We start from the raw sequence: 25211 nt of genomic DNA, 5'->3' as shown, positions 1-25211 counted from the left end.
CCACTCCAATAATCAAGATTAAGGGCGCGACATCATGGCAAGTCAAATGGATAGACGGCAATTTCTGAAATTGGGCGGTTTTATCACTGTTTCTGTCGCCACTGTCGGTCTCGCCGCCTGCGGCAGCACCGATTACAGCGATCCTGGCGTACCGCTGGCATCGGGCAGCGACTGGAAATTCCCGCAAAGCGTGGCCTCGGGCGATCCGCGCGCCGACAGCGCCATGCTGTGGACGCGCGTCGTGCCCGCCAGCTTCGATACCGTCGCGCCCGCCGTGGCCGGCAAGGAAGAGGTCGCTGTACGCCTGATCGTCAGCGTGGCGGACAATACGGCCGCCCTGGGCAGCAATACGGCCCTGGCCGGCACACCCATCGTCGATGCGAAATTGCCGCTGAAAGCCGATTTCGACAATACCCTGCGCCACAAAGTGACGGGCTTGCAGCCGGGCCAGGTGTATTTTTACCAGTTCATCGCCGGCGACGTGCGCTCGAACGTGGGCCGCTTCAAGACGGCCCCTGCCGCCACGGCCGACGTGAGCCAGTTGCAGTTCGCCTACCTGACGTGCCAGGACTGGAGCATCAACCACTGGGGCGCGCTGTCGCACATCGCCGCCAACGAATCGCTCGATTTCATCGTCCACCTGGGCGATTACATCTATGAAACGGTGGGCGAGGCCTTCCAGAGCGGCGCCGTGGAAAGCCGGCACGACCAGCTGAAGTTGCCGGACGGCACGTTTAAAAGCGGCAGCGCGGGCGCCAAGTACGCGACCACGGTGGCCGACTACCGCTACCTGTACAAGAAGTACCGTACCGACACGCGCCTGCAAGCCGTGCACGAGCGCTTCGCCTTCATCGCCATCTGGGATGACCACGAATTCACGGACGACGCCTGGCAGGACGCCTCAACCTATGAAAACATCGTGGCAGCCGATGGCAGCGACCTGCATCAGCCAATTCGTCGCCGCAGCGCCAACCAGGCCTGGTTCGAATACATGCCGGCCGACGTCACCTTCGATGCCGCCGCGACAACGTTCCAGAACATCCAGATTTACCGCGATTTCCAGTTCGGCAAACTGATGCAGCTGGTGATGACGGATGAGCGGCTGTACCGCGCCGACCATGCGATCGCCGAGTCGACCATCAACCCCGCCACGGGCAAGCCGCTGGGCAGCATCGGCAGCCGCTACCTGGTGCCGCAAGCGCTGTTCGACAGCGTGGAAGGGCAGAAAATGGCGGCCGCCACGAAGGCCGGTGCCGACCCGCTGGCAGCGGTGGGCATGCTGGGCAGCACGCAGCGCGACTGGTGGAAAAGCAAGATGAAGGCGGCCACGTCGACCTGGAAGCTGTGGGGCAATGAAGTGTCCTTGCTGCGCATGGGCTTGAATGGCACGGATGCGATTGCCACCTTGCTGGCCCTGAGCGCCATGTCGAATGTGGGCAAGGCCATTGCCAGCACCCTGCCTTTGGTCGGCGGCAGCGTGCCGCTGGCCTGCGCCATCGTGGCCGCCTCGACGGCGGGCGCCTCAGCGAGCGTGGCGCAGGCAGCGGCCATGGCCATTGCCGGTGCCGCCGCCAATGCCAGCGCACAGGGCGCCGCTGCCGTGGGCGCCGGCTTGAGCGCGGCCCAGGCCGGCATCACGGTGGCCGCCTACAACAGTGGCTCGCCGACGGCAGCCGCGCAAGTGATCGCCTTTGGCTGGATCAAGCCCGACGTGCAGGCCAAAGGCGCAGCATCGAGCTTTGTCGCCGCATCGGGCCAGCAAGCCGCGCTGACGCCATTCTTCACGCGCTTCCTGCTTAATTGCGACCAGTGGGATGGCTATAACAGCGAGCGCAAGAATCTGATGGCGCACCTGAAAACGAATGCCATCGGCAATGTGGTGGCCATCACGGGTGATATCCACTCCTTCTTTGCCGGCACGGTCAGCGACGATTTCGACGCGGCAGGCGGCGGCACGCCCGTCATGGTGGACCTGGTGTCGGCCGGCGTCAGCTCGGATTCCTTCTTCAGCTACCTGAAGTCGGCGGCTGGCAGCATGGGCGACATCGGTACCCTCGTCAGCTACCCGCTGGCGATTCCCGTCACGGGCCTGGGCACCGTCAATCTCGACGTCAACCTGCTCGACTACACCATGGGCAAAGCCGTACCCACCGTCGACAGCCTGCTGGAGCAGTTGCGCGTGCAGCTGCGCGGCGCGCTGGCCGCCAAGGGCGTGCCGGAGGCGCAACTGGATGCAACGGTCGCGGCCGTGCAGGCTGGCTTGAAAGCGAGCACTGACTTCAATACCACCCTGCTGGGCCTGGCACAACAATTGTCCGGCCTGGGCAACAATCCGTGGATCAAGCATTTGAATACGGATGCGCAGGGTTACACGGTGGTCACCTTGACGCCGGGCAAGCTGGTGGCGCAGTTCAAGCAGGTGAATAAACTGATCGGCACGGCGGCGCCGGCGAACGTGATTGCGCGCGTGACGACGGCCACGGTGGCGGCGGGCGCGGCGGCGGTGGTGGTGTCTTAAATTTGTTTCTAATTTATGGGGTCAGACCCTCAATGCCGCTAACTCAGAGGCTTGCGCTGTCGCTTGCGGGGAACTGACCCCAGCTTTTGCCTTACAATCTTGGCATGAGCTCCAGTCCCCCGCAAGCAACCCCTACATCGCTTCCCCGTTCCGTCTATCTCGGTGGCCTGGCCATCGCCGTGGGCGGGGCGGTGTTGTTTTCCACCAAGGCCATCGTCGCCAAGCTGCTGTACCGCTACCAGATCGACGCCGTCACCCTGATCGCCTTCAGGATGATCTTTTCGCTACCCGTGTTCGCCGTCATCGCCTGGTGGAAGATGCGCACGGAGCCGCCGCTGTCGACCAGCGACCGTTGGCGCCTCGTCGGTTTGGGTTTGGTCGGCTATTACTTGTCCAGCTACCTGGATTTCCTGGGCCTGCAATATATCTCCGTGGGGCTGGAGCGGCTGATTCTGTTTCTCACGCCCACTTTCGTGCTCCTGATTACCACCGTGTACTTCAAGCAGAGCATCAGCCGCCTCCAATGGCTGGCGCTGCTCACCTCGTATTGCGGTATCGTGCTGGTCTTCGTGCACGACTTGCAGGGTGGCGCCAGCAATGTGGCGCTCGGCTCGACCCTGGTGCTGGGATCGGCCTGTTCGTATGCCGTGTATCTGCTGGGATCCGGCGAACTGGTGAAACGCATCGGTTCGATGCGGCTCGTTTCCTACGCGATGTGCGTGGCCAGCTTTGCCTGCATTGCCCAGTTCTTCATCCTGCGCCCTGTCGAGCTGCTGATCCAGCCCATGCCCGTATATGGCTTGTCTTTGCTTAATGGCATCTTTTGCACGGTGATGCCCGTCTTCATGACGATGATCGCCGTCGAACGCATCGGCGCGCCCGTCGCTTCGCAGGCAGGCATGATCGGCCCCGTCTCGACCCTGTTCCTGGGGGCGATGATCCTCGATGAACCGATCACCAACTGGCAACTGGCTGGCACCAGCCTGGTATTAGCCGGTATTTACTTGCTGTCGAAAAAGAAATAATTCCTCCACCCACTGAAATGATCCTCACCATGAAAACACGCATCGCCCTGATTGCCCACGACAAGAAAAAAGATGACATGATTACCCTGGCGGGCGAATACCTGGACTTTCTCAAGGGCTGCGAATTGTCGGCCACGGGCACCACGGGCGGTCGCCTGATCGCAGAACTGGGCCTGAGCGTCGAGCGCAAGCATTCGGGCCCGTTCGGCGGCGACTTGCAGATCGGCTCGCTGCTGGTGGAAGGCTTGATCGATTGCGTGATCTTCCTGCGCGACCCGATGACGCCGCAGCCGCACGAGCCGGACATCAACGCCCTGGTGCGCGCCTGCGACGTGCACAACGTGGCGTGCGCGACGAATCTGTCCTCGGCGCACCTGGTGCTGTCGCAGCTGCAGGCGCAGGCCGTTGCTGCCGCCTGACGTTTTCCCGATTCTTCTTCAAGGAGCATATTGTGAGCGCAACGATTACCACCAAAGCCATCCGCGTACAGCGCGTGGGCGGCCCGGACGTGATGGAATATGTGGATGTGGAACTGCCGCCTCCCGGCCCCGGCGAAGCGCGCGTGAAACACGAGGCGATCGGCCTCAATTTCATCGATGTGTATTTCCGCACGGGCCTGTATCCGCAGCCGCTGCCCAATGGCCTAGGTGTCGAGGGGGCTGGCATCGTCGAGGCGGTGGGCGAGGGCGTCACGGAAGTGAAAGTGGGCGACCGCGTGGCCTATGCGGCGCGCATCAATGGCGCGTATGCGCAGCAGCGTAACTTGCCGGCGGCCCTGTTGCTGGTGCTGCCCGAGCGCATCGGCTTCGATACGGCGGCCGCCATGATGCTGCAGGGCTTGACGGTGCAATACCTGTTTCACCGCACGGTGGCGCTGAAGGCGGGCGATACCATTCTGTTTCACGCGGCGGCGGGTGGCGTGGGCCTGATCGCCTGCCAGTGGGCGAAGGTGCTGGGCGTGAACCTGATCGGCACGGCCGGTTCCGATGAGAAGGCGGCGCTGGCCAAGGCGCATGGCGCGGCCCACGTCATTAACTACAACAGGGAAAACTTCGTCGAGCGCGTGCGCGAGATTACGGGTGGCAAGGGCGTCTCCGTGGTCTACGATTCCATCGGCAAGGATACGTTTACGGGCTCGCTCGACTGCCTGGCGCCGCTGGGCATGATGGTCAGCTTCGGCAATGCGTCCGGGCCCGTGCCCGCGTTCACCCTCAGCGAGCTGGCCTCGCGCGGTTCGCTCTTCATCACGCGCCCGGCCTTGTTCAGCTATGCGTCGAACCGCGCGAATCTGGAAGAGATGTCTGCCTCGCTGTTTGGTGTCGTCAGCAGCGGTGAAGTCAAAATCGAGATCAACCAGCGCTACGGCCTGGCCCATGTCGCCCAGGCGCACGCAGACCTGGAAGGGCGCAAGACCACCGGCTCGACCATCATCGTGCCATGAGCGGCGGTAGCGAAAACGACGGCACGCCGAAGTTCGGCCGCCTGTTGATCGTGTTGGTATTGGCCGTGGCCCTGATCGGCGTGCTCACTTTTGCCGCCGAGGCATATTATTCGTAGACATGAAAAAACCGGCTTGCGCATCGCTGCACAAGCCGGTTTTTTAAAAATACTCCAGACTTCTCGCGCCTGACAAAACCGTAGCGAGCGGAAGGGAGCTGCGGTCGAGAAGCGCAACTGTACGAAGTACGGGGCCGCCGAGGCAGTGAGCATCACAGGCCGTAGATCACGACGCGCAGTAGGTTTTGACTGGCGCTTTCAGTTATTCCACCTTGACTTCGACTTTACGGGGCACGCCGCTCTGGCCGGGGAAGTCGGCAAAGGCGCTGGCCACCATGGCCGGCATCACTTGCGAGGTGGCGCGCTTGTTGCTGGTCGATTGCACGGTCACGTCGTACAGTTTCTTGCCGCTGCGGTCATTGATCGTCACGCGCAATTCGCGTTCGTATTTATGGCGCACGCTTTCTTCCACGTCCATTGGACCATACCAGTAAGGGTTGTAACCGAAGCGGCCATAGCCTGGCCATGCGCCGTAGCGATAGCCGTAGCGGCCAGGCCAGTAGCCGGGTCCATACCAGAATGGATCGGTGGCTTGCAGCACGCGCTCAGGATAGTCGACGGTGGAAAAATTCATCGCCACGCGCAAATTGGCAGCCGCAGGGCCGGAAGCTTCGCCGAAGCCGTGTTTTGCCAGTTCCGCGCGCACCAGGTTCTGATAGCTGCGGTATTCCAGCGTATCGTTTTCCGCCGCTGGCGCTTCAAATGCATATGATTTGTCCTGCAATTGCGCAGGCCACTCATGGAAAACGGTCACATCGCTGCGTATGGTGGTGGCGCATCCGGTCAGCAACACGGTCAATGCGGCCATCATGATGGTGAGATATCGTTTCATTGCATGATCTCCTGATAGTAGACGCAATTCATCACTTGGTATTATAAGAATAGTTCTATTTGTTTCCATGCATTATTACAGAATGTTACCTGGTATGTCTGCGTGTAAGGGAATCCAACATTCCTGAGCTGAATCGCGACTATCGGGGGGCTGGTGTTGGTAAAATAGGCTTTTGCCTCCGCTCCCACCCAAATCCCTATGCGCACAGACAGCCCTCAGACGATTTACCGCAAAGATTACACGCCGCCCAGCTTCCTGGTTGACAGCGTCGAACTTGGTTTCGATCTTGATCCCGCCCGCACAGTGGTGGCGAGCCGGATCCGCATGCGCCATAACCCGGCCAGCAGCCGCCGCAGCATCGAATTGCATGGCGAACACATTGAACTGGTGCAGGTACGCCTGAACGGCAAGCTGCTGAAACCGTCGCAGTACAAGCTGACGGCCAGCATGCTGACCATTCCCAAGGCGCCGGACGAGGTGCTGCTCGATATCGAGACCGTGCTGGCGCCGCAGGACAATACCTCGCTGTCCGGCCTGTACGTGTCGAACCATAACTTCTTCACGCAGTGCGAAGCGGAAGGCTTCCGCCGCATCACCTTCTTCCCGGACCGCCCGGACGTGATGGCCAGGTACACCGTCATGCTGCGCGCCGACAAGGATAAGTATCCGGTGCTGCTATCGAACGGCAACCTGATCGAAGAGGGCGACCTCGGTGATGGCCGCCATTACGCCAAGTGGGAAGACCCGTTCAAGAAGCCGTCTTACCTGTTCGCCCTGGTGGCGGCGCGCCTGGTATGCCAGGAAGAGCATTACAGGCTCAAGTCCGGCCGCGAAGTGCTGCTCCAGGTGTGGGTGGAAGAAGGCAACCTGGATAAAACCGATTACGCCATGCAGTCGCTGAAGAACTCGATCCGCTGGGACGAGGAGCGCTTCGGCCTGGAACTGGACCTGGACCGCTTCATGATCGTCGCCGTCGGCGATTTCAACATGGGCGCCATGGAAAACAAGGGTTTGAATATTTTCAATACCAAGTACGTGCTGGCCAACTCGCGCGTGGCGACCGACGTCGATTACGCGGGCATCGAAGCGGTGGTGGGCCACGAGTACTTCCATAACTGGACCGGCAACCGCGTGACGTGCCGCGACTGGTTCCAGCTGTCGCTGAAAGAAGGCTTGACGGTGTTCCGCGACCAGGAATTTTCGGCCGACATGATCGGTACGGACACGGGCCGCGCCGTCACGCGAATCGATCAGGTGCGCACGCTGCGCCAGGCGCAGTTCCCCGAAGACGCCGGTCCGATGGCGCATCCCGTGCGTCCCGATTCTTTTGTAGAGATCAATAACTTTTATACCGTTACCATCTACGAAAAGGGCGCCGAAGTGGTGCGCATGGTCCAGACGCTGGTGGGCCGCGACGGTTTCCGCAAGGGCATGGACCTGTACTTTGAACGCCACGATGGCCAGGCCGTGCAGTGCGACGACTTCCGCGCCGCCATGGCGGACGCGAATGGCCGTGATTTCACCCAGTTCGAGCGCTGGTACAGCCAGGCCGGCACGCCCATCGTCACCGCTTCCACGTGCTACGACGCTGCCAGCCAGACGTTTGAACTGACGCTGGCGCAAAGCTGCCCCGCCACGCCGGGCCAGCCGAAAAAACTGCCATTCCACATTCCCGTCACCGTCGGCTTGCTGGCTGCCGATGGCCGCGACCTGCCGCTGCACGTGGACGGCGTGGCATCGAATGGCGCTACCAGCGTGGTGCTGGAATTGACCGAAGCGTCGCAAACCTTCCGTTTCACGAACGTGACGCAAGCACCCGTGCCTTCGCTGCTGCGCGATTTTTCCGCGCCCGTGGTGCTGGAGTACGACTATACCGATGCGCAGCTGCTGCACCTGTTCCGTCACGACAGCGACCCGGTGAACCGATGGGAAGCGGGCCAGCGCCTGGCCATGGAACGCCTGCTGAAACTGACCGGCGCCGTGGCCGCTGGCGAAGCGCTGGCGCTGGATGAGACCTTCATCGAAGCGCAGCGCGCCTTGCTGGCCGACGAAACGCTCGATCCTGCCTTCCGCGAGCTGGCCCTGATCCTGCCATCGGAAACCATCATCGCCGAGCGCATGGCACAAGTCGACCCGCAGGCGATCCACGCGGCGCGCCAGTTCATGCGCCGCACTATCGCGGCAGCCATGAAGCCTGAATTGCTGGCGCAGTACCACGCCAACCAGACGCCGGGCGACTACAGCCCCGACGCCCTGTCGGCCGGCAAGCGGGCCTTGAAAAACCTGGCCCTGTCCTATTTGCTGATTGCACCGGGCGAAGCGGAGCTGGCCCTTGCGCAGCAGCAGTTCGACGGCGCCGGCAACATGACGGACCGCGCGGCCGCCCTGGGCGCTCTGATACATTCGGGTTCGCCATCGCACGCGCAGGCGGCCCTGGCCAGTTTCTATCGCGACTTTGAGAACGAGGCGCTGGTGATCGACAAGTGGTTCGCCATGCAGGCGGCCGCACCAACGACCGACGTGCAAGCCGTGCGCCAGTTGATGACGCACCATGCGTTCACCTTGAAAAATCCGAACCGCGCGCGCAGCCTGATCTTCAATTTCACCAACGCCAATCCATCGCAATTCCACGCGGCAGATGGCAGTGGCTACGCATTCTGGGCCGAGCAAGTCATTGCGCTCGACGCCCTGAACCCGCAAGTGGCCGCCCGCCTGGCGCGCTCCATGGACCGCTGGCGCCGTTACGTGCCTGCGCTGCAAAGCCATATGCGTAGCGCGCTGGAAAAAGTCGCCGGCCAGGCCAGCCTGTCGAATGACGTGATGGAAGTGGTCAGCAAGGCTTTAGCGAACTAGCACAGCAAATCATCACCAAAAACAAAAGGGAATTCATGAAACGCATCAGTCTTACGCAATACCTGGTTGAAGAGCAGCGCTCGAACAACAGCATTCCGGCCGAACTGCGCCTGCTGATCGAAGTCGTCGCGCGCGCGTGCAAAACCATCAGCCATGCTGTCGGCAAGGGCGCCCTCGGTGAAGTGCTGGGCACGGCCGACACGGAAAACGTGCAGGGCGAAGTACAGAAAAAACTCGACATCATCTCCAACGAGATCCTGCTCGAAGCGAACGAATGGGGCGGCCACCTGGCGGCCATGGCATCGGAAGAAATGGAATCGATCCACCCGATCCCGAACCGCTATCCGAAGGGCGAATACATGCTGCTGTTCGACCCACTCGATGGCTCGTCGAACATCGACGTCAACGTTTCCATCGGCACCATCTTCTCGGTGCTCAAAGCACCGGAAGGCATGGGGCAGCCGACGGAGCAGGACTTCATGCAGGCAGGCACCAAGCAGGTTGCCGCCGGCTACGCCGTGTATGGCCCGCAAACCATGCTGGTACTGACCTTCGGCAATGGCGTGAACTGCTTCACCCTGGACCGCGAAATGGGTTCGTGGGTCCTCACGCAAAGCAATATGCAGATTCCGCCGACGACGAAGGAATTCGCCATCAACATGTCGAACGCGCGCCACTGGCATCCGCCCGTGAAACGCTATGTCGACGAGCTGCTGGCCGGCGACACGGGTCCGCGCGGCAGCAACTTCAACATGCGCTGGATCGCCTCGATGGTGGCCGACGTGCACCGCATCCTGAACCGCGGCGGCATCTTCATGTACCCGGCCGACCTGCGCGACACGTCAATGCCCGGCAAGCTGCGCCTGATGTACGAAGCGAACCCGATGGCTTTCATCGTCGAGCAAGCCGGCGGCGCAGCCACCGATGGCCAGCAGCGCATCATGGACATCGCCCCGCACAAGCTGCATCAGCGCGTGCCCGTCTTCCTTGGCTCGAAAGACGAAGTGGCCCGCGTCACGGCTTACCACGCGGAGTAAAAAGCCGCACTTTTCCATGGATTTCAGCGGCCCGTAGCCGGGCCGCGAAAAAAATGCAAAAAAGTTCGCGTTGACACTAGCAAATTTTGTGCATTGTTTGTAGAATGTGGGTCTTCGCCGTTGTAGCTCAGTTGGTAGAGCAGCACATTCGTAATGTGAAGGTCGCCAGTTCGATTCCGGCCAACGGCACCAAGTATTCGCAGTAGAAAAAAACCACCGCTCAAACGGTGGTTTTTTTTCGTCTGCAACTTTGTCGCCGCCAGCCTGCACTGGCGGGATCTCAGCCACCTCGCGCCTCCGGAGCAGTTCTTGCAATTGCAGGAGGAAAACGCCCTGCCCGCCACACCGGGCCGGCGGGGATTGCTATTTCCAACAGGAATTTAAGCCTGTGCCTCAAGGTGTGGCAGCGCACAGTGGCGCGCGGCGGGTGCGGTTAAGGTAGTGCTAACAGCTTGCTGCTGATCCACCGTTTGATATGGCTCAGCCCGGCAGCGTTTAGCCGCTTCTTTTCCCCTGAAGCGAGGAGAATCATGATTCGGTCACGGCATCGAGCATGGTTGAAATTATTCACTGTTAAAGGAAACCATCATGAACGCGATTGAAAAAACCAGCTCCGATTTGAATGGCAACGTCCAGGATACCCGCCAGGATTTGCACCGCACCATCGACAAGGTGGCTAGCCAAGCCCAGCCCCTGGCCGACAAGGTGGCCACGCGCGCGCATGACGGCGTGGATCAGGTAGGCGACCGCATCGACCAGGTCAGCGATACCGTCAGCAAGGCTTCCGAAACCCTGATGGCCCGCGGCAAGCAATTGGGCGCCGCCTGCCAGCGCGCCGGCGAGACGGGCCGTGGCTATGTGCGCGAGCGTCCGGCCGTATCCTTGCTGATTGCGGCAGCGGCCGGTTATGGCCTGTCGAAACTGCTGGGTTCGCGTAAATAAGTTTTACGTCTTCCTGGAAGGTGCTGTCGTGGGCGCTGTTCCCTTCGCCGTCATGGCGGGGCGGGCCAGCGCCCACGCGCACAAGACAGTAGCAAGCAGTAAAGGGGCGTGATGATGCGCTCCGTTTTGTCGTGTTTAATCGGCATACCTATTCCCATCCTTATTTTGATTGCCCTGTTCGTGCGCTGAATGAGGGAGTTGTAGCGTTCTCCCGGGGCGAATTTCTCACAGGAGATGACATGGCTAGCAACAAGAAAACGCCGTCCACGGACGGTGCGGGTTCCGTTTTAAGCAGCATGTCCGGTCCATCCGACAGCAAGGCGCCGCACAGCCTGGGCGCGGATAATGACGTGACCCGCGCACTGCTGCAAAAAACGGCCGCCGGCCAGGAGCTGGCCGCCGCCATGGCTGTCAATCCCAAGGAAGATGGCCAGTATGGCGAGGCGGCGCGTACGCCTGCCGAAGGCGTGCATGTGGCAGCGGGTGAACCGCTGGCAACGGCCAGCACTACGGGTGAAACGACAGCATCAGCGAAGACGGGCGATGGCCAGCCAGCGCTGGGCGAGAATGCGCGTAATGCCTCGCTGGACGGCGCCCGCAGCGACGACAACGGCTGTGTGTTGACGACCAATCAGGGCGTGCCCGTGGGTGACAACCAGAATTCGCTGAAGGCGGGTTTGCGCGGCCCCACCCTGATGGAAGACTTCATTTTGCGTGAAAAGCTCACGCATTTCGACCACGAGCGCATCCCCGAGCGCGTCGTGCATGCGCGCGGTTCGGCCGCCCATGGTTACTTTGAATGCTACAAGGAGCAAGGCAAGCTGACGCGTGCCGCGCTGTTCGCCAAGGCGGGCAAGCGCACACCCGTCTTCGTGCGCTTTTCCACCGTGGCCGGCGAACGGGGTTCGACCGATACGGCACGCGATGTGCGCGGCTTCGCCGTGAAGTTTTATACGGACGAGGGCAACTGGGACCTGGTGGGCAATAACATTCCCGTCTTCTTCATCCAGGATGCGATGAAATTTCCCGACCTGATCCACGCCGTCAAGCCCGAGCCGCACCATGGCATGCCGCAGGCGGCCAGCGCACACGACACGTTCTGGGATTTCGCCTCGCTGTCGCCTGAAATCACGCACATGCTGATGTGGGCCATGTCCGACCGCGCCATTCCGCGCAGCTACCGCATGATGCAGGGCTTTGGCGTGCACACCTTCCGTCTCGTGAATGCCAAGGGCCAGTCCGTCTTCTGCAAATTCCACTGGTCGCCGATGGCCGGCACGCATTCCCTTGTGTGGGACGAAGCAGTCAAGATCAGCGGCGCCGATTCCGACTTCCACCGGCGCGATCTGTGGGAAGCCATCGAGTGCGGCGAGTATCCCGAGTACGAGCTGTCCTTCCAGGTGTTCACGGAAGCGCAGGCGGAAGCATTTCCCTTCGACGTACTCGATCCCACCAAGCTGATCCCCGAAGAGCTGGTGCCGCTTGTCCCCGTCGGCAAAATGGTCTTGAACCGCAACCCGGACAATTTTTTCGCCGAGACGGAGCAGGTGGCCTTTTGCACGGCGCACATCGTGCCCGGCATCGATTTTTCCAACGATCCGCTGCTGCAGGGCCGCATTCACTCGTACATGGACACGCAGATCACGCGGCTGGGCGGCGCCAACTTCCATGAAATTCCCATCAATGCTCCGCTGGCGCCCCTGCACAACAACCAGCGCGACGGTATCCACCGCCAGGCCATCAACCGTGGCCGGGTGGCCTACGAACCCAATTCGCTGGCGGGCGGCTGCCCGTTCCAGGCGGGTACGAAGGGTTTCAACAGTTTTCCCGCGCCCGCCGAAGGCGACGAGGTGCGCGGCAAGCCCGAGAAGTTCGCCGAGCACTATGGCCAGGCGCGTTTGTTCTGGATCAGCCAGACGCCGGTCGAACAAGACCATATCGTGCACGCCTTCCGCTTTGAACTGAGCAAGGTACAGACGGTGGTGATCCGCCAGCGCATCGTCGCCATGCTGCGCAATGTCGACGAAACCCTGGCGCAGCGCCTGGCTGATGCACTGGGCCTGGCGCTGCCGCCCGTCATGCCGCGCGCCTCCCTGCAGCCGCTGCCCGCGTATCCGCCGTCGCCGGCACTGTCGCTCTTTTTCCGTCCCGGCAAGACGGGCATCCATACCCTGCGCGTGGCCATCCTGGTGGGGCCGGGCAGCGATGGCGCGCAGGTGCGCAACATCTATGCATCGTTGCTCTCCGATGGCGCCGTGCCACGGCTGGTGGGCAGCCTCCTGGGGAAAGTCGACACCAGCGGCGGTGCGCCACTCGACGTGGAAATCTCGCTCGAAGCGGGACCGTCCGTGCTGTTCGACGCCGTCGTGCTTCCCGATGGCCAGGGCGCCGTCCAGCAACTGGCTGACGACGCCAACGCGCTCGACTTCCTGCGCCTGCAATACCGCCACTGCAAGCCGATGCTTGCCGTCGGCGCGGGCAAGGGTTTGCTGGACAAGGCTGGTGTGCCGGCGGCCCTGCCCGATGGCAAGCCTGATCCAGCCGTCATCGTCGTGCCGTTCGGCGACGTGGTGAAAGCCGTGGCGGCCTTTAAAAAAGCGCTGGCGGCACACCGGGCATTCGCGCGCGAAACGGATCCGCCGAGGGTGTGAGTGGCTGGATCAGCAACGGGGCCGGACCCGCCTGTCCCGTTGCATACCCTGTTTGCTCTGCATGCGCAACGCCATGCAACAATGTAAACAATAAAAACGTCCTGCGGTGATATGCTGCTGACTAGAACTGTTCATTTGCAACCATTTCCATAACACCAGCAAAGAACGGCTTCAGCAAACCGGATCGCGATTACTGCATGGACAAGTACACACCTCGCACCTGGGGGCCGGGCGAACGCCCGACCTTGCCCGGGTCGCCATCGATGCCCGAACATTCGACGCCCAAGCGTGTCGCGTATTTCATCGTCGGCCTGATCGTCGCGCTGACGGGGGGGCTGGGCAACGGCCTGGTGACTGCCAATTTGCTGAACCTGCAAGGTTCGCTGGCCGCCTATGCCTACCAGATGCAGTGGCTGCCGGCTGCCTACGTGATGACCATCGTGTCCATGAATTTGCTGCTGGTGAAGTTCCGCCAGCAGTTCGGCCTGCGCCTGTTCACGGAAGCGTTCCTGGTGCTGTATGCGCTGGTGACGTTCGCCCACCTGTATGCCAATACCTTGCCGTCGGCGATCGCCGTGCGCGCCGCGCATGGCATGGTGGGCGGCGCGCTGGGGGTGCTGGGCCTGTACTACACCCTGCAGGCGTTTCCCGCGCGGCACCGCCTGAAGGGGGTGGTGCTGGGCCTGGGCTTTGCCCAGCTGGCCTTGCCGCTGGCGCGCATCTTTACCTCCGAACTGCTGCAGATCGGCGAATGGCACGGCCTGTACCTGTTTGAGCTGGGCCTGGCCCTGCTGGCTCTCGGTTGCGTGCTGGCCCTGAAACTGCCGCCCGGCGACCGCGTGCAGACCTTCGAGCCGCTCGATTTCCTCACCTTCATCCTGTTCGCGCCCGGCGTGGCCCTGCTGTGCGCGGTGCTGGCGCAGGGACGCACGGCGTGGTGGATGGAATCCGATTGGGTGGGCGTGTGCCTGGCGTGCTCCATTGTGCTGATCGCCGCCTCCCTGGCCATCGAGCATAACCGCGCACGCCCGCTGCTCAACACGCGCTGGCTCACCACGGGCAAGATCGCCAAGCTATTTTTATCCGTGCTGCTGTTTCGCATCGTGCTGTCCGAATCGACGGGGGCGGTCGGCTTCCTGCAGGCGCTGGGCTTGAATACGGACCAGATGCAGAACCTGTTCATCGTGGTGCTCCTGGGCAGCGTGGCGGGCTTGCTGGTCAGCGCGCTGACGATCAATCCGGCGACCCTCCACCGTTCGCTGATGTTCGCGCTGCTGCTGATCGCCGCCGGGGCGTTGATCGACGCGCACGCCACCAGCCAGACGCGCCCCGTCAACATGTATGTCAGCCAGTTCCTGCTGGCCTTTGGCGGCACGTATTTCCTCGGCCCCACCATGGTGGCCGGCATGGGCGCCGTGATCGCCGAACCGCGCAACCTGGTGAGTTTTTCCGTGATGTTTACCATGACGCAGAACCTGGGTGGCTTGCTCGGTTCGGCCATCGTCGGCACCATCCAGACGGCGCGCGAAAAATACCATTCCAGCTACCTGGTCGAGCACCTGACCATGCTCGACCCACAGGTGGCCGCGCGCGTGCAGTCCGGTGCCGCAAGCTACGGCGGCGTGCTGATGGACCCCGCCCTGCGCGGCGCCCAGGGCGTGGCGCGCCTCGGCGCCATCGCCACGCGCGAAGCCAATGTGCTGGCCTATAACGATGTTTTTTTGATGATCGCGGGCGTCGCCATCGCCACCTTGATCTGGATGCTGGTCAGCCAGTCCTGGACCCGCATCACCACCGGCGCGCGCCGGCTGGTCGGCCCCGTGCGCGATGCGCAGACGGCCATGGCCATCGTCCCCATTACCAATTCGGAACCGAGCAATGACAGAAAATAACACCACGCCGCCAGTACCGCCATCCGCACCTGCAGCGCCTCCTGCGCCTCCTGCGCCAGTCCCCGCGGCTACCACCACGCCACCGCAACCGGACCGGCGCCACCAGTGGCTGTCCGCGCTGGCCTTTGCCGCCGTGGCCCTGGTGGGCGTGCTGATCGTGCTGTATGCGTGGCGTTTGCCGCCGTTCACCAGTCCCATCGTGACGACGGAAAACGCCACCGTGCGGGGACAGGTGACCATCATCGGCACGCAGCTGTCCGGCTATGTGGTGGAAGTGACTGTGCAGGATTTCATGGATGTGAAGGAAGGCCAGCTGCTGGTGCGCATCGACGACCGCATCTACCAGCAGCGCTACGAGCAGGCGCAGGCGCAGCTGGCGGCGCAGCAGGCGGCGCTGTCGAACTGGGCGCAGCAGAAGGCCAGCGCGCAGGCGGGGATTTCGGTCAGCGAGGCGACCCTGGCCAACGCGGAAGCGCAGGCGCGCAAGGCCAGCGCCGACTTGAATCGCGTGGAGCAGCTGGTGGCCGACGGTTCGCTGTCGCAGCGCGAACACGATCAGTCGCGCGCCACGCAGGCGCAGATGGCGGCCGCGCTGGCGCAGGCCCGCGCCAATCTCGACATCGCCCAGCAAAGCGTACATAGCGTGGTGGTCAACAAGCAGGCCCTGGAAGCGGCGGTGGCAAACGCGCAGGCGGCCGTCAAGGCGGCAAAGATCGACCTCGATAACACGCGCATCGTCGCGCCATCCGACGGCCAGCTGGGCCAGGTGACGGTGCGCCAGGGCGCCTACGTGAATTCGGGCGCGCAGCTGATGGCGCTGGTGCCGCGCCAGATGTGGGTGATCGCCAATTTCAAGGAAACGCAGATGAACGGCGTGCAGGAAGGGCAGAGCGCCACCTTCCACGTCGACGCGCTCGATGGCGCCGTGCTGACGGGTCAGGTGGAACGCATATCTCCAGCCACCGGTTCCGAGTTTTCTGTGCTGCCGGCCGATAACGCGACGGGTAATTACCTGAAGATTGCCCAGCGCATTCCCGTGCGCATCCGCATCGATGCCGGGCAGGCGAATGCGCGCCGACTCGTGCCTGGCATGTCGGTGGTGGTCAGCGTCGACACCTCCGCCGTATTGAACGACTCGGCGGACAATCCCGCACCACCGCCTGCACCGAAAAAGGCGGCCGCGAAGGCCAAGCCATGAAGCGCCGCCTCCTGCTGATTACCGGCGTGCTGGCGCTGGCTGGCTGCGCCGCCTATGCGCCACCGCAGCCCCCGTCGGCCCTGCAACTGCCGTCCGGCTGGCGCGCGCAAGGCGAGGGCGGCGCAGTGTCCGCGCATGGCACGCAGGTGGAGCAGCTGTGGTGGCAGGCGTTCGGTGATCCTGTTTTAAGTGACCTGGTGGGAGAGGCGCTGGCGCGCAATGGCGACTTGCGCGTGGCGCGCGCCCGCGTGCAGGAATACCGCGCACGCCTGGCGCAGGCCGATGCGAACCGCGCGCCGAACCTGGCCTTTGACGGCTCGCCCACGCGCACGCGCACGCTGGCCTACAACGGCGTGCCGTATGTGACGAATGTCTTCCAGGCAGAACTGCAGGCCAGCTATGAAATCGATGTGTGGGGCCGGCTGGCCAGTCTGAGCGATGCGGCCGGCGAGAGCTACCGCGCCGAGCAGGCCAGCCTCGATGCGGCGGCCCTGTCGATCGCCGCCAGCGTGGCCACGGCCTACCTGAACCTGCGCGGACTCGACGCGCAGCTGGCGCTGACGCAATCGACCCTGCAACTGCGCGAACAGTCGCGCGAGCTGGCGCGCAAGCAGTTCGAGGTGGGCTACAGCTCGCGGCTGGAATGGCTGCAGGCGCAATCGGAATACCATGCGGCGGCCGAACAGGTGCCGCAGCTGCAGCGGCAGATTTTTGAACAGGAAAACGCGCTGGCCGTCCTCGTCGGTGGCAATCCCGGCCCCATCGCGCGCGGCTTGCCGCTGGCCGAACTGTCGGCGCCTGGCGTGCCGGCCGGCCTGCCTTCCGAACTGCTGCGCCGGCGGCCCGACATCGCGCGCGCGGAACACAATCTGGCGGCCGCCAATGCCAGCCTGGCAGCCACGCGCGACCAGCTGCTGCCCTCGTTCAAGCTGACGTCGACCGGCGGCGGGCAAGCCACCACCTTGACTGATTTCCTGCATGCGCCGATGGCGCTGTGGCGGCTGACGGCGCTGGCGGCCGGCCCCCTGTTCGACGGCGGGCGGGTGCAGGCGCAGACGGATGCGGCCGGCGCGCAGCGCGACCAGCTCGTGTATACCTATGAAAACGTGGTGAGGAATGCTTTCGCCGAAACGGAAAACAGCCTGGGTGCCATCTATCGGCTCCAGCAGCAAGCCGTGGAAAACGACGCGCGCCGCGCCACGGCGGCTGATACCCTGCGCATCGCGCATAACCGCTACCGCAATGGCTACGCATCGTACCTGGAAGAACTCGATGCGCAGCGTACCCTGTACAGCGCCGACGTGGGCTTGCTGCAGCTGAAAACGCGCATCCTCGTCGCTTCGGTCGACCTGTACCGGGCCATGGGCGGCGGCTGGTCCGCTGGTGGACAATAGCGCCCGCGTGTCCGGCGCAGCCTGTGCTACCGGCCGGTGATCGCCACGAGTTTGCCTGACACTGGCGAGCCGTTCAAAATGCCTACGCTCAAACTCTGCGGACCAAAGCCTGTCATGCAATCCATGACGGCGCTTCGGATTGTAGAACATCTCGATATAGTCGAAGATGCCTTGCCTGGCGTCGTCCCGGGTTGCATGGGTCTTGCGCTTGATACGCTGGAAAAGCTTTCAGCGACAGCATTGCCATGGCAGTTGCCACGCCGGCTCATGCTTGGCACGCCGCCGCCTTGCCACTGGCGCTTGCCGTATCCGGTCTGAGAGCGTCAGCTCCGCTGAGCGCATGATGCGGGAACGCGATGGATGCCGCATCGCTCGCCCAGCTCGCGCAGGTCGCCGGATACCTTGCGATAGCCGTAGACCGCGCCGCTTTCAAGCCATGACTGCTGTGTGTTCAAGCGGTCATCGCAACAGTGCTGTTTGAATGGCGATTCATTGATGCGACACTGCGCCATTCTGGCAACGCACAGGGCCATTGATGTAGCGCCACTGCCGATCCGTATCATGGTAATGATTGTCGCTCGCCAGCCTATTGCCCGTACCGCATAGCTGCTCGTCGACTTTCGTGTTGGCCGGGTTGTACAGGGTCTTGATGGCGCGGCCGCCGAAATTGAAGGTATAGATCAGCTCCTGCTGGAGGTAGGTCTCAAGATGTCCGCTACGCTCGACAAAGATTTCTGGTTCCGGATTCACCAGGCCGGGCGCCCGCTGCATGATCCATTTGCAGAGCGGGCTCAGTTCGACATAGTTATAGCGTTTGGCTTCGGCAGTGCAAACGGCCTGCACCAGAACGACGCCGAACAGTAGCGCCACCGGCCAGCGAGGGAGCGTGCGCAAACGCCAGAACAGGGCGAACAGGAAGGGCATGCTGGCCCAGAAGGCGTAGCGCATGACGCCGGCAGCGTCCGAATTCCAGTTGTGTATGGCCATCGCCGGTATCGCCAGCGCCATGGTAAACAGCACGCAGCTCAATAGTAACAGCGCCTGGTGAACTATTTGCCCGGTTGCCAGCTTGCGCCAGCCCCAGAGCAAGAGCATGGCCATTACGCCGGGGATGCCCATAATCATGCCTTGGTTCAGGTCGAAATAGAAGGAATGCAGGCGTATCAAGCTGATCAGGGCTGGGTCGGAAGCGCGCTGGGCAATGATGCTAGGCACGCCAAATTGATACAGATTCCACAGCACCGGCAGCAGGGCCAGCAAGACGCCGATCGCCAGGCCCAGCAGATACCGCCGCTGCAGCATGGCGCGCAGACTGACGCGCCAGCCAGCATCGGCGCGATAGTGCAGGCCGGCGCGCAACAGGGGAGCGTAAGCGAAGAAAAATACGATGGTCGGATTTTGCAGTGAAGCCAGGCCGGCCAGCACCCCGCCTGCGATGGGCGCATCGTCGCAATACAGGATCAGCGCCGCCAGCAGCGCCGCTGCGCTCAGGCATTCGGGGCTGCCCCAGCCGCCATAGTGCCAGCCGCCACACAGCATGAACAGCAGCACACCCAGCAGCGCCCTGGGCGCCGAGCCGAACAGGCGGAACAGGCTCAGACCGAGCACGAAGACCATGCCAAGGTTGATGATTTGGTAGGCTTTGAAGGGAGGCAGGCCCAGCGCATGCAGCAATTTGAACGGCGGCGCGGCCAGCAGTGAATAGCCAAAAAAATGGATGGAATAGGCTTTGCCATCCTTGCCAATGGCAAAGGCGGGATACAGATCCTTGCCGTTTTGCCGCAGACCGGGTTCGACGAGGTCGTACACGCCTTGCAGGGCGGGCGCTAATGACCTGGCCAGAGTGATGTCGCTCGGGCGCACGTCCGGCGTACCGTGGGTGGCCAGGGCAACGGTGACAAGGGAATACTCGACCGCATCGCCACGATGCTGAGCTTCGGTGCTGATGAGCAAAGCACTCAGCAGCAAGGCGAGCAGGAAAGCAAAACGCCACCAGGCGGCGGACAATTTGTTGAACGTCACATTATCTCCAAAGTAAAGGTCGGGACGGACCCGGTCGTTAGGGTGCCGTCAGTGTATTGCACAAATAGCATGTATGTCGATGCAGGCAGTAAATTTGGCAGCCGCGGACAGTCTTCAATCGTACAGGCGGACATCGAGGCGGCCATGCCGGTATTGCGGGTCATGACGACGCCTGCACAGGTTAACGCAGCCGGTTTAGCGCGTCAGAATGAAGGCGCCGGCCGCGATCAGGGCCATGCCGGCCAGCTTGCCGGCATGCAGCGGCTCATTGAGCAGCGTGGCGCCGATCAGCGCCACCAGGCACATGGTGGCGGCGGTCATCACCGGGTAGGCTAGGCTGATCTGCAATTTCTGCAGGGCGATCGAATAGCAGACAAAGCCCAGCGCATAGGTAGTGCAGGCGCCGCCCAGCCAGCCCATGCGGGCCAGGGTCCAGCCGACGCCGGCATGGGCGGACAGCTTGATCAGCAGGGTGGCGAGGGCGCTGGCGACGGCGGCCAAGCCGCACCACAGGTAGCCGTTCAGATTTGAGGACATGGTTGGAATCGATGGTGAGTGAGGAGGTCAGAATGCGGCGCCGGCAACGAACAGTATGCACAGGCCGATCACGACCAGTGAGACCGCATCCTTGCTGACATACAGGACCGGGTCTTCATTGACCTGGCCGCGAAAGCCCAGCGTCCACAGGCGGCCCAGCCAGTACACCAGCAGGGGTACGACAGCCAGCAGCCAGTGCTGGCTGGGGTACAGTTTTTGCACGTTCGGCGAATTAATGTACAGCATGAAGATCAGCACCGATAACATGCCGCTATTGATGCCCATGGCGCCTATGGCGGGCTTGTCGGCCACCGAGTAGCCGCGGCCGCTGGTTTTATCCTTGCCCTGGCGCTTCAGATTGAACAGTTCGCTATATCGTTTCAGCAGCGCCAGGGACAGAAAGAGGAAGAAGGAAAATGCCAGTAGCCAGAACGACGGTTCAATCTGCGTTGCGGCAGCACCGCCCAGGATGCGGACCGTGTACAGCAGTGCCAGTGTGACGATGTCGATCATCAGCAAGCGCTTCAGCACGAAGGAATAGGAAAGCGTGGCGACGAAATACACCAGCACCACGGCCAGCAGCAGCGGATTGAAGGTGGCGCACAGTAGTATCGCGGCCAGCGCCAGCAGCGGGCTGCTGATCATCGCCAGCGCCAATGGCAGCGTGCCGGCGGCAATCGGGCGCTTGCATTTGGTCGGATGCAGGCGGTCGTCGTGGGCATCGAGCGCATCGTTGAGCAGATAGGCGCTGGATGCACACAGCGAAAACGCGACAAAGGCCAGCAGCGATTGCAAGAATGTGGGCAGGTCCAGCGCATGGCCGGCCAGCATCGGCAGAAATACCAGCAGGTTTTTCAGCCATTGGCGCGGCCGCATGGCTTTCAGCAGCGCGCGCATGACCGGCTTGCGCGGGGTGCCCATGTGCGTCGTGGCGGTGCCGCCGCCCAGAGCGAACGGTTTCATGGTGACGCTGTAGGCTTGGCGGCTGGCTTGCCAGACCGGCACGTCGACGGGCGAGTTGCCGATGTAATCGAAGCCGCGCGGACCGTAGCGTGCCGTCAGCGCGTCGGCCTTGTTGTGCGAGGTCAGGTTGACGCCTTCGTCGTCGGTCGCCATCACGTCGTCGAACAGGCCGGTATGGCTTGCGATCTGCTCAGCGAAGCGGCGCTGCGAACCCGTGGCCAGCACCAGTCGGCGGCCGGCTTGGCGCTGTTCGGCCAGCGTGGCCAGCAAGCCCTGGTCGTAAGGCAGCGTGGCAGGATCAAATGCGATATGCAGTGCCAGTTGCTGCTTGAAGCCGGACTTGCCACGCAGCAGCCAGAACGGCAGGCGCCAGACTTTCCAGAAATGCTGCTTCATGAACAGCAGCATGGCTTCCCACAGCAAGTCGGAATAAATCAGTGTGCCGTCCAGGTCTACCACCAGCGGCGGGGAGGTGGCGGAACTGGTGGCGGGAAGGGTGCTTGATTCGTTTGAGGACATGTGGCTTTGCAATGAGCGCCGGCCTGGCGGAGATGCCAGGAGCCGAACGCTTATATTGTTAAATGAGAAAGTATAATCGCAATTGGCTGCACCATAGCGCTAGTGCGTGGTATCGCTGCCGCCTGGCAACTCCTTATACCATTGCTGCTGCAGCACCACGTCCAGCAGTTGCTGGGCGCTGTCGTGCCAGGTCAGCCAGGGCAAGGCGCGTGAATCCGGCGCCGTGCCCGCTTGTAGTGCAGCAAGCCACTGGTGCAGGGTGGCCGCCAGTTCGGCCGGTGTCGCCGCCGTAAAATAGCTGGCATGTCCCTGCGCCACTTCGCGGAACACGGGCAAGTCGCGCGCCAGGATGGGAATGCCTTGCTGTGCGGCTTCGATCAGCGGCAGGCCAAAACCTTCACCCTCGGACGCCGCCAGCAGGCCGGAGGCTTCCTTGTACAGGCGCTGCAACATTTCGTCGGACACGCCGGGCAGCCAGAACAGATGTTGTTCGCGCTGGGGATGCTGCTTCAGGCGCTGCGCCAGGGCGTCGACCATCCAGCCTTCCTTGCCGACGATCACCAGATTGACTTGCTCGCCCTGTTCCCACAGCAGGTCGAAGGCGGCCAGGGCCAGGGCGTGTCCCTTGCGCGGTTCGAGCGTGCCGACCATCAGCACGCTGGGGCGCGCCGCCACGCTGGCAAATACGTGGTCGGCATTCGGCGGCAGGCCAAAGCTGGGCTTGCTGGCATCGATGTCGGCGCCCAGATGGAAATAGCCGAGCTGCAGCGGCGCGCGGCGGAGCTGCGGGCGCGTTGCCGTCCAGGCCGCCAACTCGTCGGCCACGGCGCGCGAAATGCAGATAATGCCATTGGCGGCGTGCGTCACGGTGTCCAGGTAAATGCCGAAATAATCCTCGGTGCCGTGCGGGAACCATTCCGGCCGCAGCATCGGCAAAATGTCATACACCACGAAATACACGGCGATGCCGCGCTTGCGCATGTCGAGCAATAACTGGCGATTCTGCGACGTGCCATTGGTAAACAGGTCGAGTCCGAGGAAGATATCGCCGTGGCGGGCCTCGATCGGCGCATCCTCCATTTGCAACTCGCTGACGCCGAGCAGCTCCAGCGTGAAGCGGCGCGCATAGCGATATGGGCGATTACCGCCATTGCCATACACGGGCTCGACGCGGTAACCGGGCGGCGGCTGATCGATCAAGACTTGCAACACGCTGCGCACCACGCGCTGGATGCCCGTTTTCAAGTCGGTATCCATCAGCGCGGAGACGTCGACGAAGAGCTGTCGCGGCGCCGTCGGTGCTTGATTGTAGGCAATCGCCCGGGCGGCGGACAGCAGCTCCGCCGGGCCCGGCGCAGGTGTGGCCACGCGCGCCAGCGCCAGGGTCAGCGCGCGGTAGCGGCTGCGCGTATGCTGCATGGCAAAATGTTCTATCGCCTCGTGGTAGCAATGTGCGGCGGCGGCCGGCGAATGGTCGCTACGTATCAGTCCGGCGGCGGCTTCGCCCAGGCGCTGGCGCAGGGCGGGATCGCCGTGCAGCAGCGCCAGCGCAGCGCTCAGCTCGGCCACGCTACAGGCGTCCGGCAGCTTTAACAGTGCGCTGTCGGGCAGCTCGGCGCCGGCGCCGTGGGCATTGATGATAGTCGGCGCGCCGTAGAGCATGCAGTCGAGGATGGCGGCCGAGGTTTCGCCGCGCGTCATGCTGCGCAACTGGACCGCGATGTCGGTAGCGGCGGCGTAGTCCGCATACTGCTCGGCGCTGACGAAACCGGTGATGCCGATGCGTTCGCGGGCGGGGCTGCTGGCGATCTGCCGTTCGATATCGTAGCCGTAATCGGTGCTGGCGTTCTGCCCCACGAACAGCAGGCGGCAATGCGCGTCGCTGCCCAGCGGCGACGCTTCGAAAGCGGCGATCAATTCCGCATTGAGTTTGGTCGCCCCCAGCATGCCGAAAGTTGATACGACGAAGTCGTTCGGGCCCAGCCCCAGGCGGCTGCGCGCCGCAGCGCGGCGTTCGGCAGTGCTGGCGCCTATCTGTTGTGCCAGCGGACGGCGCGGCAGCGGCGCCGTGCGCCATTGGGCAGGGTAGTCGGCGCCATACCAGCGTGCCGCCAGTTGGCAGGCGAATGCGGAATGGACGATGACGCCGGCGGCCTGGTCGAGTACCGCCTTGTTGGTTGGAAAGGCCCAGATCGTATCGTTGCGTCCCAGGCGCTGCTGTTCCAGCAAGCCCTTGTAGCCGTGCGACTGGTACAGCGCCTGGAAAAAGGCGCTGTCCTGATAGCCGCCGCGCTCCATCTGGTCGACCACGCCCGACAGATAAAAGTCATGCAGGATCACCACGCCCGGATGCCGCTGCAGCATGTCGAACATGTAGCGATGCATGTGATTGTTGCCGAAGTGGTAGACGATACGGTCGAATTCGTGGGCGTGCTCGTCGAACCAGGTGGGGGTGCGCAGCGGGAAGTTGGCACTCAGGGCTATGTCACTGATACTGTCCTGTTCCGCAATCAGTTCGATGTCATAGTATTGCGCCAGCGCCGGAATGACGTCGGCGCTGTAGTCGGCGATGCCGGAGCGTTCCGGCGGCAGTGGCGACAGGTAGGCCAGGCGCGGCCGGCGCGTGGCAGCTTCGGCAGGCGAGGGTTGTGCGGCGACGGCGTCAAACAACTGCCATAGCTGTGGCGTGGCGGGCAGCACTGCAAGCTGCTGCGGCTGCTTGTCGCAAGCCGTCTGCAAGCGCTGGGCCAGTGCCGGCGTGGCTGCGAGCAACAAGTCGGCTGTGCGCAAACTGGTCTGCAGGCGCTGCCAGGATTCGAGCTGCGCCGCATTGGCGTTCTTCGGTGCGGCCAGCAGCGTGTCCGATTCCAGGCTGAAGACGGTCCGCAGGCCGGCCAGCGGACGCGCCGCGCACACCGGCGTGCCGCTGTCGGACTCGAACAGGGCTGGTGTATAGACCAGGTCGGGGGCCAGCCCAAGCAGGAAATTGTCGCGCACCAGTTCGGCTGCGCGGCGCTGCCACGGCGTGGCATCTTTCGTCAGCGGCACATCGTAAGTGCGCACCTGTCCGGAGGGCAACAGGCCGCTGAACGCGGCGCGCAATTGTTCCAGCTGGTCAGGCTGGCCTGCCTGCAGCACGATCCAGACCTCGTGCGTGCCGGCACTGCGGGCCAGTTCCTGCGCCTGGGCCAGCGCTTGCGCTGCCGGGCTGGATGGAAGGGTATGGCTGCCGTCCTGGCAGGCTTGCAAATCGATGACGAGACGCATAATG

At 62.9% G+C, this 25211-nt stretch carries 16 protein-coding genes, 1 tRNA gene and 1 pseudogene; 12 read left to right on the top strand and 6 right to left on the bottom strand.

Features of this window, described 5'->3' with window-relative positions:
* Positions 1-46 precede the first annotated feature (46 nt).
* The 4 genes from CLU92_RS15440 (at position 47) to CLU92_RS15425 (ending at position 4984) form a co-directional block, all read left to right on the top strand.
* Positions 47-2518, top strand: a complete 2472-nt coding sequence (locus CLU92_RS15440) for an alkaline phosphatase (RefSeq protein ID WP_101482599.1) — start codon at positions 47-49, stop codon at positions 2516-2518.
* Positions 2519-2622: 104 nt separating this feature from the next.
* A complete protein-coding gene (locus tag CLU92_RS15435; protein ID WP_101482598.1) occupies positions 2623-3543 on the top strand; it encodes a DMT family transporter in 921 nt (306 codons plus the stop codon).
* A gap of 29 nt (positions 3544-3572) precedes the next feature.
* Positions 3573-3962, top strand: a complete 390-nt coding sequence (locus CLU92_RS15430) for a methylglyoxal synthase (RefSeq protein WP_101484709.1) — start codon at positions 3573-3575, stop codon at positions 3960-3962.
* Positions 3963-4054: 92 nt separating this feature from the next.
* The gene (locus tag CLU92_RS15425; RefSeq protein ID WP_243858281.1) at positions 4055-4984 is read left to right on the top strand and encodes a quinone oxidoreductase; all 930 of its coding nucleotides are present in this window, start codon (positions 4055-4057) and stop codon (positions 4982-4984) included.
* A 318-nt stretch (positions 4985-5302) separates the two neighbouring features.
* Here the strand turns inward: CLU92_RS15425 and CLU92_RS15420 are convergent, their stop codons facing one another.
* The gene (locus CLU92_RS15420) at positions 5303-5932 is read right to left on the bottom strand and encodes a DUF4136 domain-containing protein (protein ID WP_101482596.1); all 630 of its coding nucleotides are present in this window, start codon (positions 5930-5932) and stop codon (positions 5303-5305) included.
* Positions 5933-6130: 198 nt separating this feature from the next.
* Here CLU92_RS15420 and pepN point away from each other — a divergent pair, with 198 nt between their 5' ends.
* The 8 genes from pepN to CLU92_RS15380 all read left to right on the top strand — a co-directional run bounded on the left by pepN (position 6131) and on the right by CLU92_RS15380 (position 17899).
* Positions 6131-8785: an aminopeptidase N gene (gene pepN, locus CLU92_RS15415; protein WP_101482595.1), complete on the top strand. Its 2655-nt coding sequence runs from the start codon at positions 6131-6133 to the stop codon at positions 8783-8785.
* A gap of 35 nt (positions 8786-8820) precedes the next feature.
* Positions 8821-9822, top strand: coding sequence for a class 1 fructose-bisphosphatase (locus tag CLU92_RS15410; protein WP_101482594.1), 1002 nt, complete (start codon positions 8821-8823; stop codon positions 9820-9822).
* A gap of 116 nt (positions 9823-9938) precedes the next feature.
* Positions 9939-10014: transfer RNA gene (locus CLU92_RS15405), tRNA-Thr, on the top strand.
* A gap of 396 nt (positions 10015-10410) precedes the next feature.
* The gene (locus CLU92_RS15400; protein ID WP_101482593.1) at positions 10411-10764 is read left to right on the top strand and encodes a YqjD family protein; all 354 of its coding nucleotides are present in this window, start codon (positions 10411-10413) and stop codon (positions 10762-10764) included.
* A gap of 239 nt (positions 10765-11003) precedes the next feature.
* The gene (locus tag CLU92_RS15395; RefSeq protein ID WP_101482592.1) at positions 11004-13415 is read left to right on the top strand and encodes a catalase; all 2412 of its coding nucleotides are present in this window, start codon (positions 11004-11006) and stop codon (positions 13413-13415) included.
* Between the two features lie 197 nt (positions 13416-13612).
* Complete coding sequence (locus tag CLU92_RS15390; RefSeq protein WP_180338526.1) at positions 13613-15307, top strand: MFS transporter; 1695 nt, start codon at positions 13613-13615, stop codon at positions 15305-15307.
* Positions 15294-16505, top strand: a complete 1212-nt coding sequence (locus CLU92_RS15385; RefSeq protein WP_101482590.1) for an HlyD family secretion protein — start codon at positions 15294-15296, stop codon at positions 16503-16505. Before CLU92_RS15390 ends, CLU92_RS15385 begins: the two co-directional genes overlap by 14 nt.
* Entirely contained in the window at positions 16502-17899 is a 1398-nt protein-coding gene (locus tag CLU92_RS15380) for an efflux transporter outer membrane subunit (protein WP_101482589.1), read from the top strand. Before CLU92_RS15385 ends, CLU92_RS15380 begins: the two co-directional genes overlap by 4 nt.
* A gap of 57 nt (positions 17900-17956) precedes the next feature.
* On the opposite strand, the pseudogene CLU92_RS28300 reads toward CLU92_RS15380, so the two are convergent.
* The 5 genes and pseudogenes from CLU92_RS28300 to CLU92_RS15355 all read right to left on the bottom strand — a co-directional run.
* A pseudogene (locus CLU92_RS28300) lies at positions 17957-18363 on the bottom strand (hypothetical protein); the annotation flags it as partial.
* A gap of 25 nt (positions 18364-18388) precedes the next feature.
* Positions 18389-19921 carry a hypothetical protein gene (locus CLU92_RS15370; protein ID WP_101482588.1) on the bottom strand — a complete coding sequence of 511 codons (1533 nt, stop codon included), beginning with the start codon at positions 19919-19921 and terminating at the stop codon, positions 18389-18391.
* Between the two features lie 195 nt (positions 19922-20116).
* Positions 20117-20458, bottom strand: coding sequence for a multidrug efflux SMR transporter (locus CLU92_RS15365; protein ID WP_101482587.1), 342 nt, complete (start codon positions 20456-20458; stop codon positions 20117-20119).
* 27 nt (positions 20459-20485) lie between these two features.
* The gene (locus CLU92_RS15360; protein ID WP_101482586.1) at positions 20486-21940 is read right to left on the bottom strand and encodes a UbiA family prenyltransferase; all 1455 of its coding nucleotides are present in this window, start codon (positions 21938-21940) and stop codon (positions 20486-20488) included.
* Positions 21941-22039: 99 nt separating this feature from the next.
* Entirely contained in the window at positions 22040-25207 is a 3168-nt protein-coding gene (locus CLU92_RS15355) for a glycosyltransferase (protein WP_101482585.1), read from the bottom strand.
* Positions 25208-25211 lie beyond the last annotated feature (4 nt).

It is taken from the genome of Janthinobacterium sp. 61 (assembly GCF_002846335.1).
In the GTDB taxonomy this organism is placed as follows: domain Bacteria; phylum Pseudomonadota; class Gammaproteobacteria; order Burkholderiales; family Burkholderiaceae_D; genus Janthinobacterium.
The sequence above is the reverse complement of the archived record's forward strand: the minus strand, read 5'-3'. Positions and strand labels throughout refer to the sequence as shown.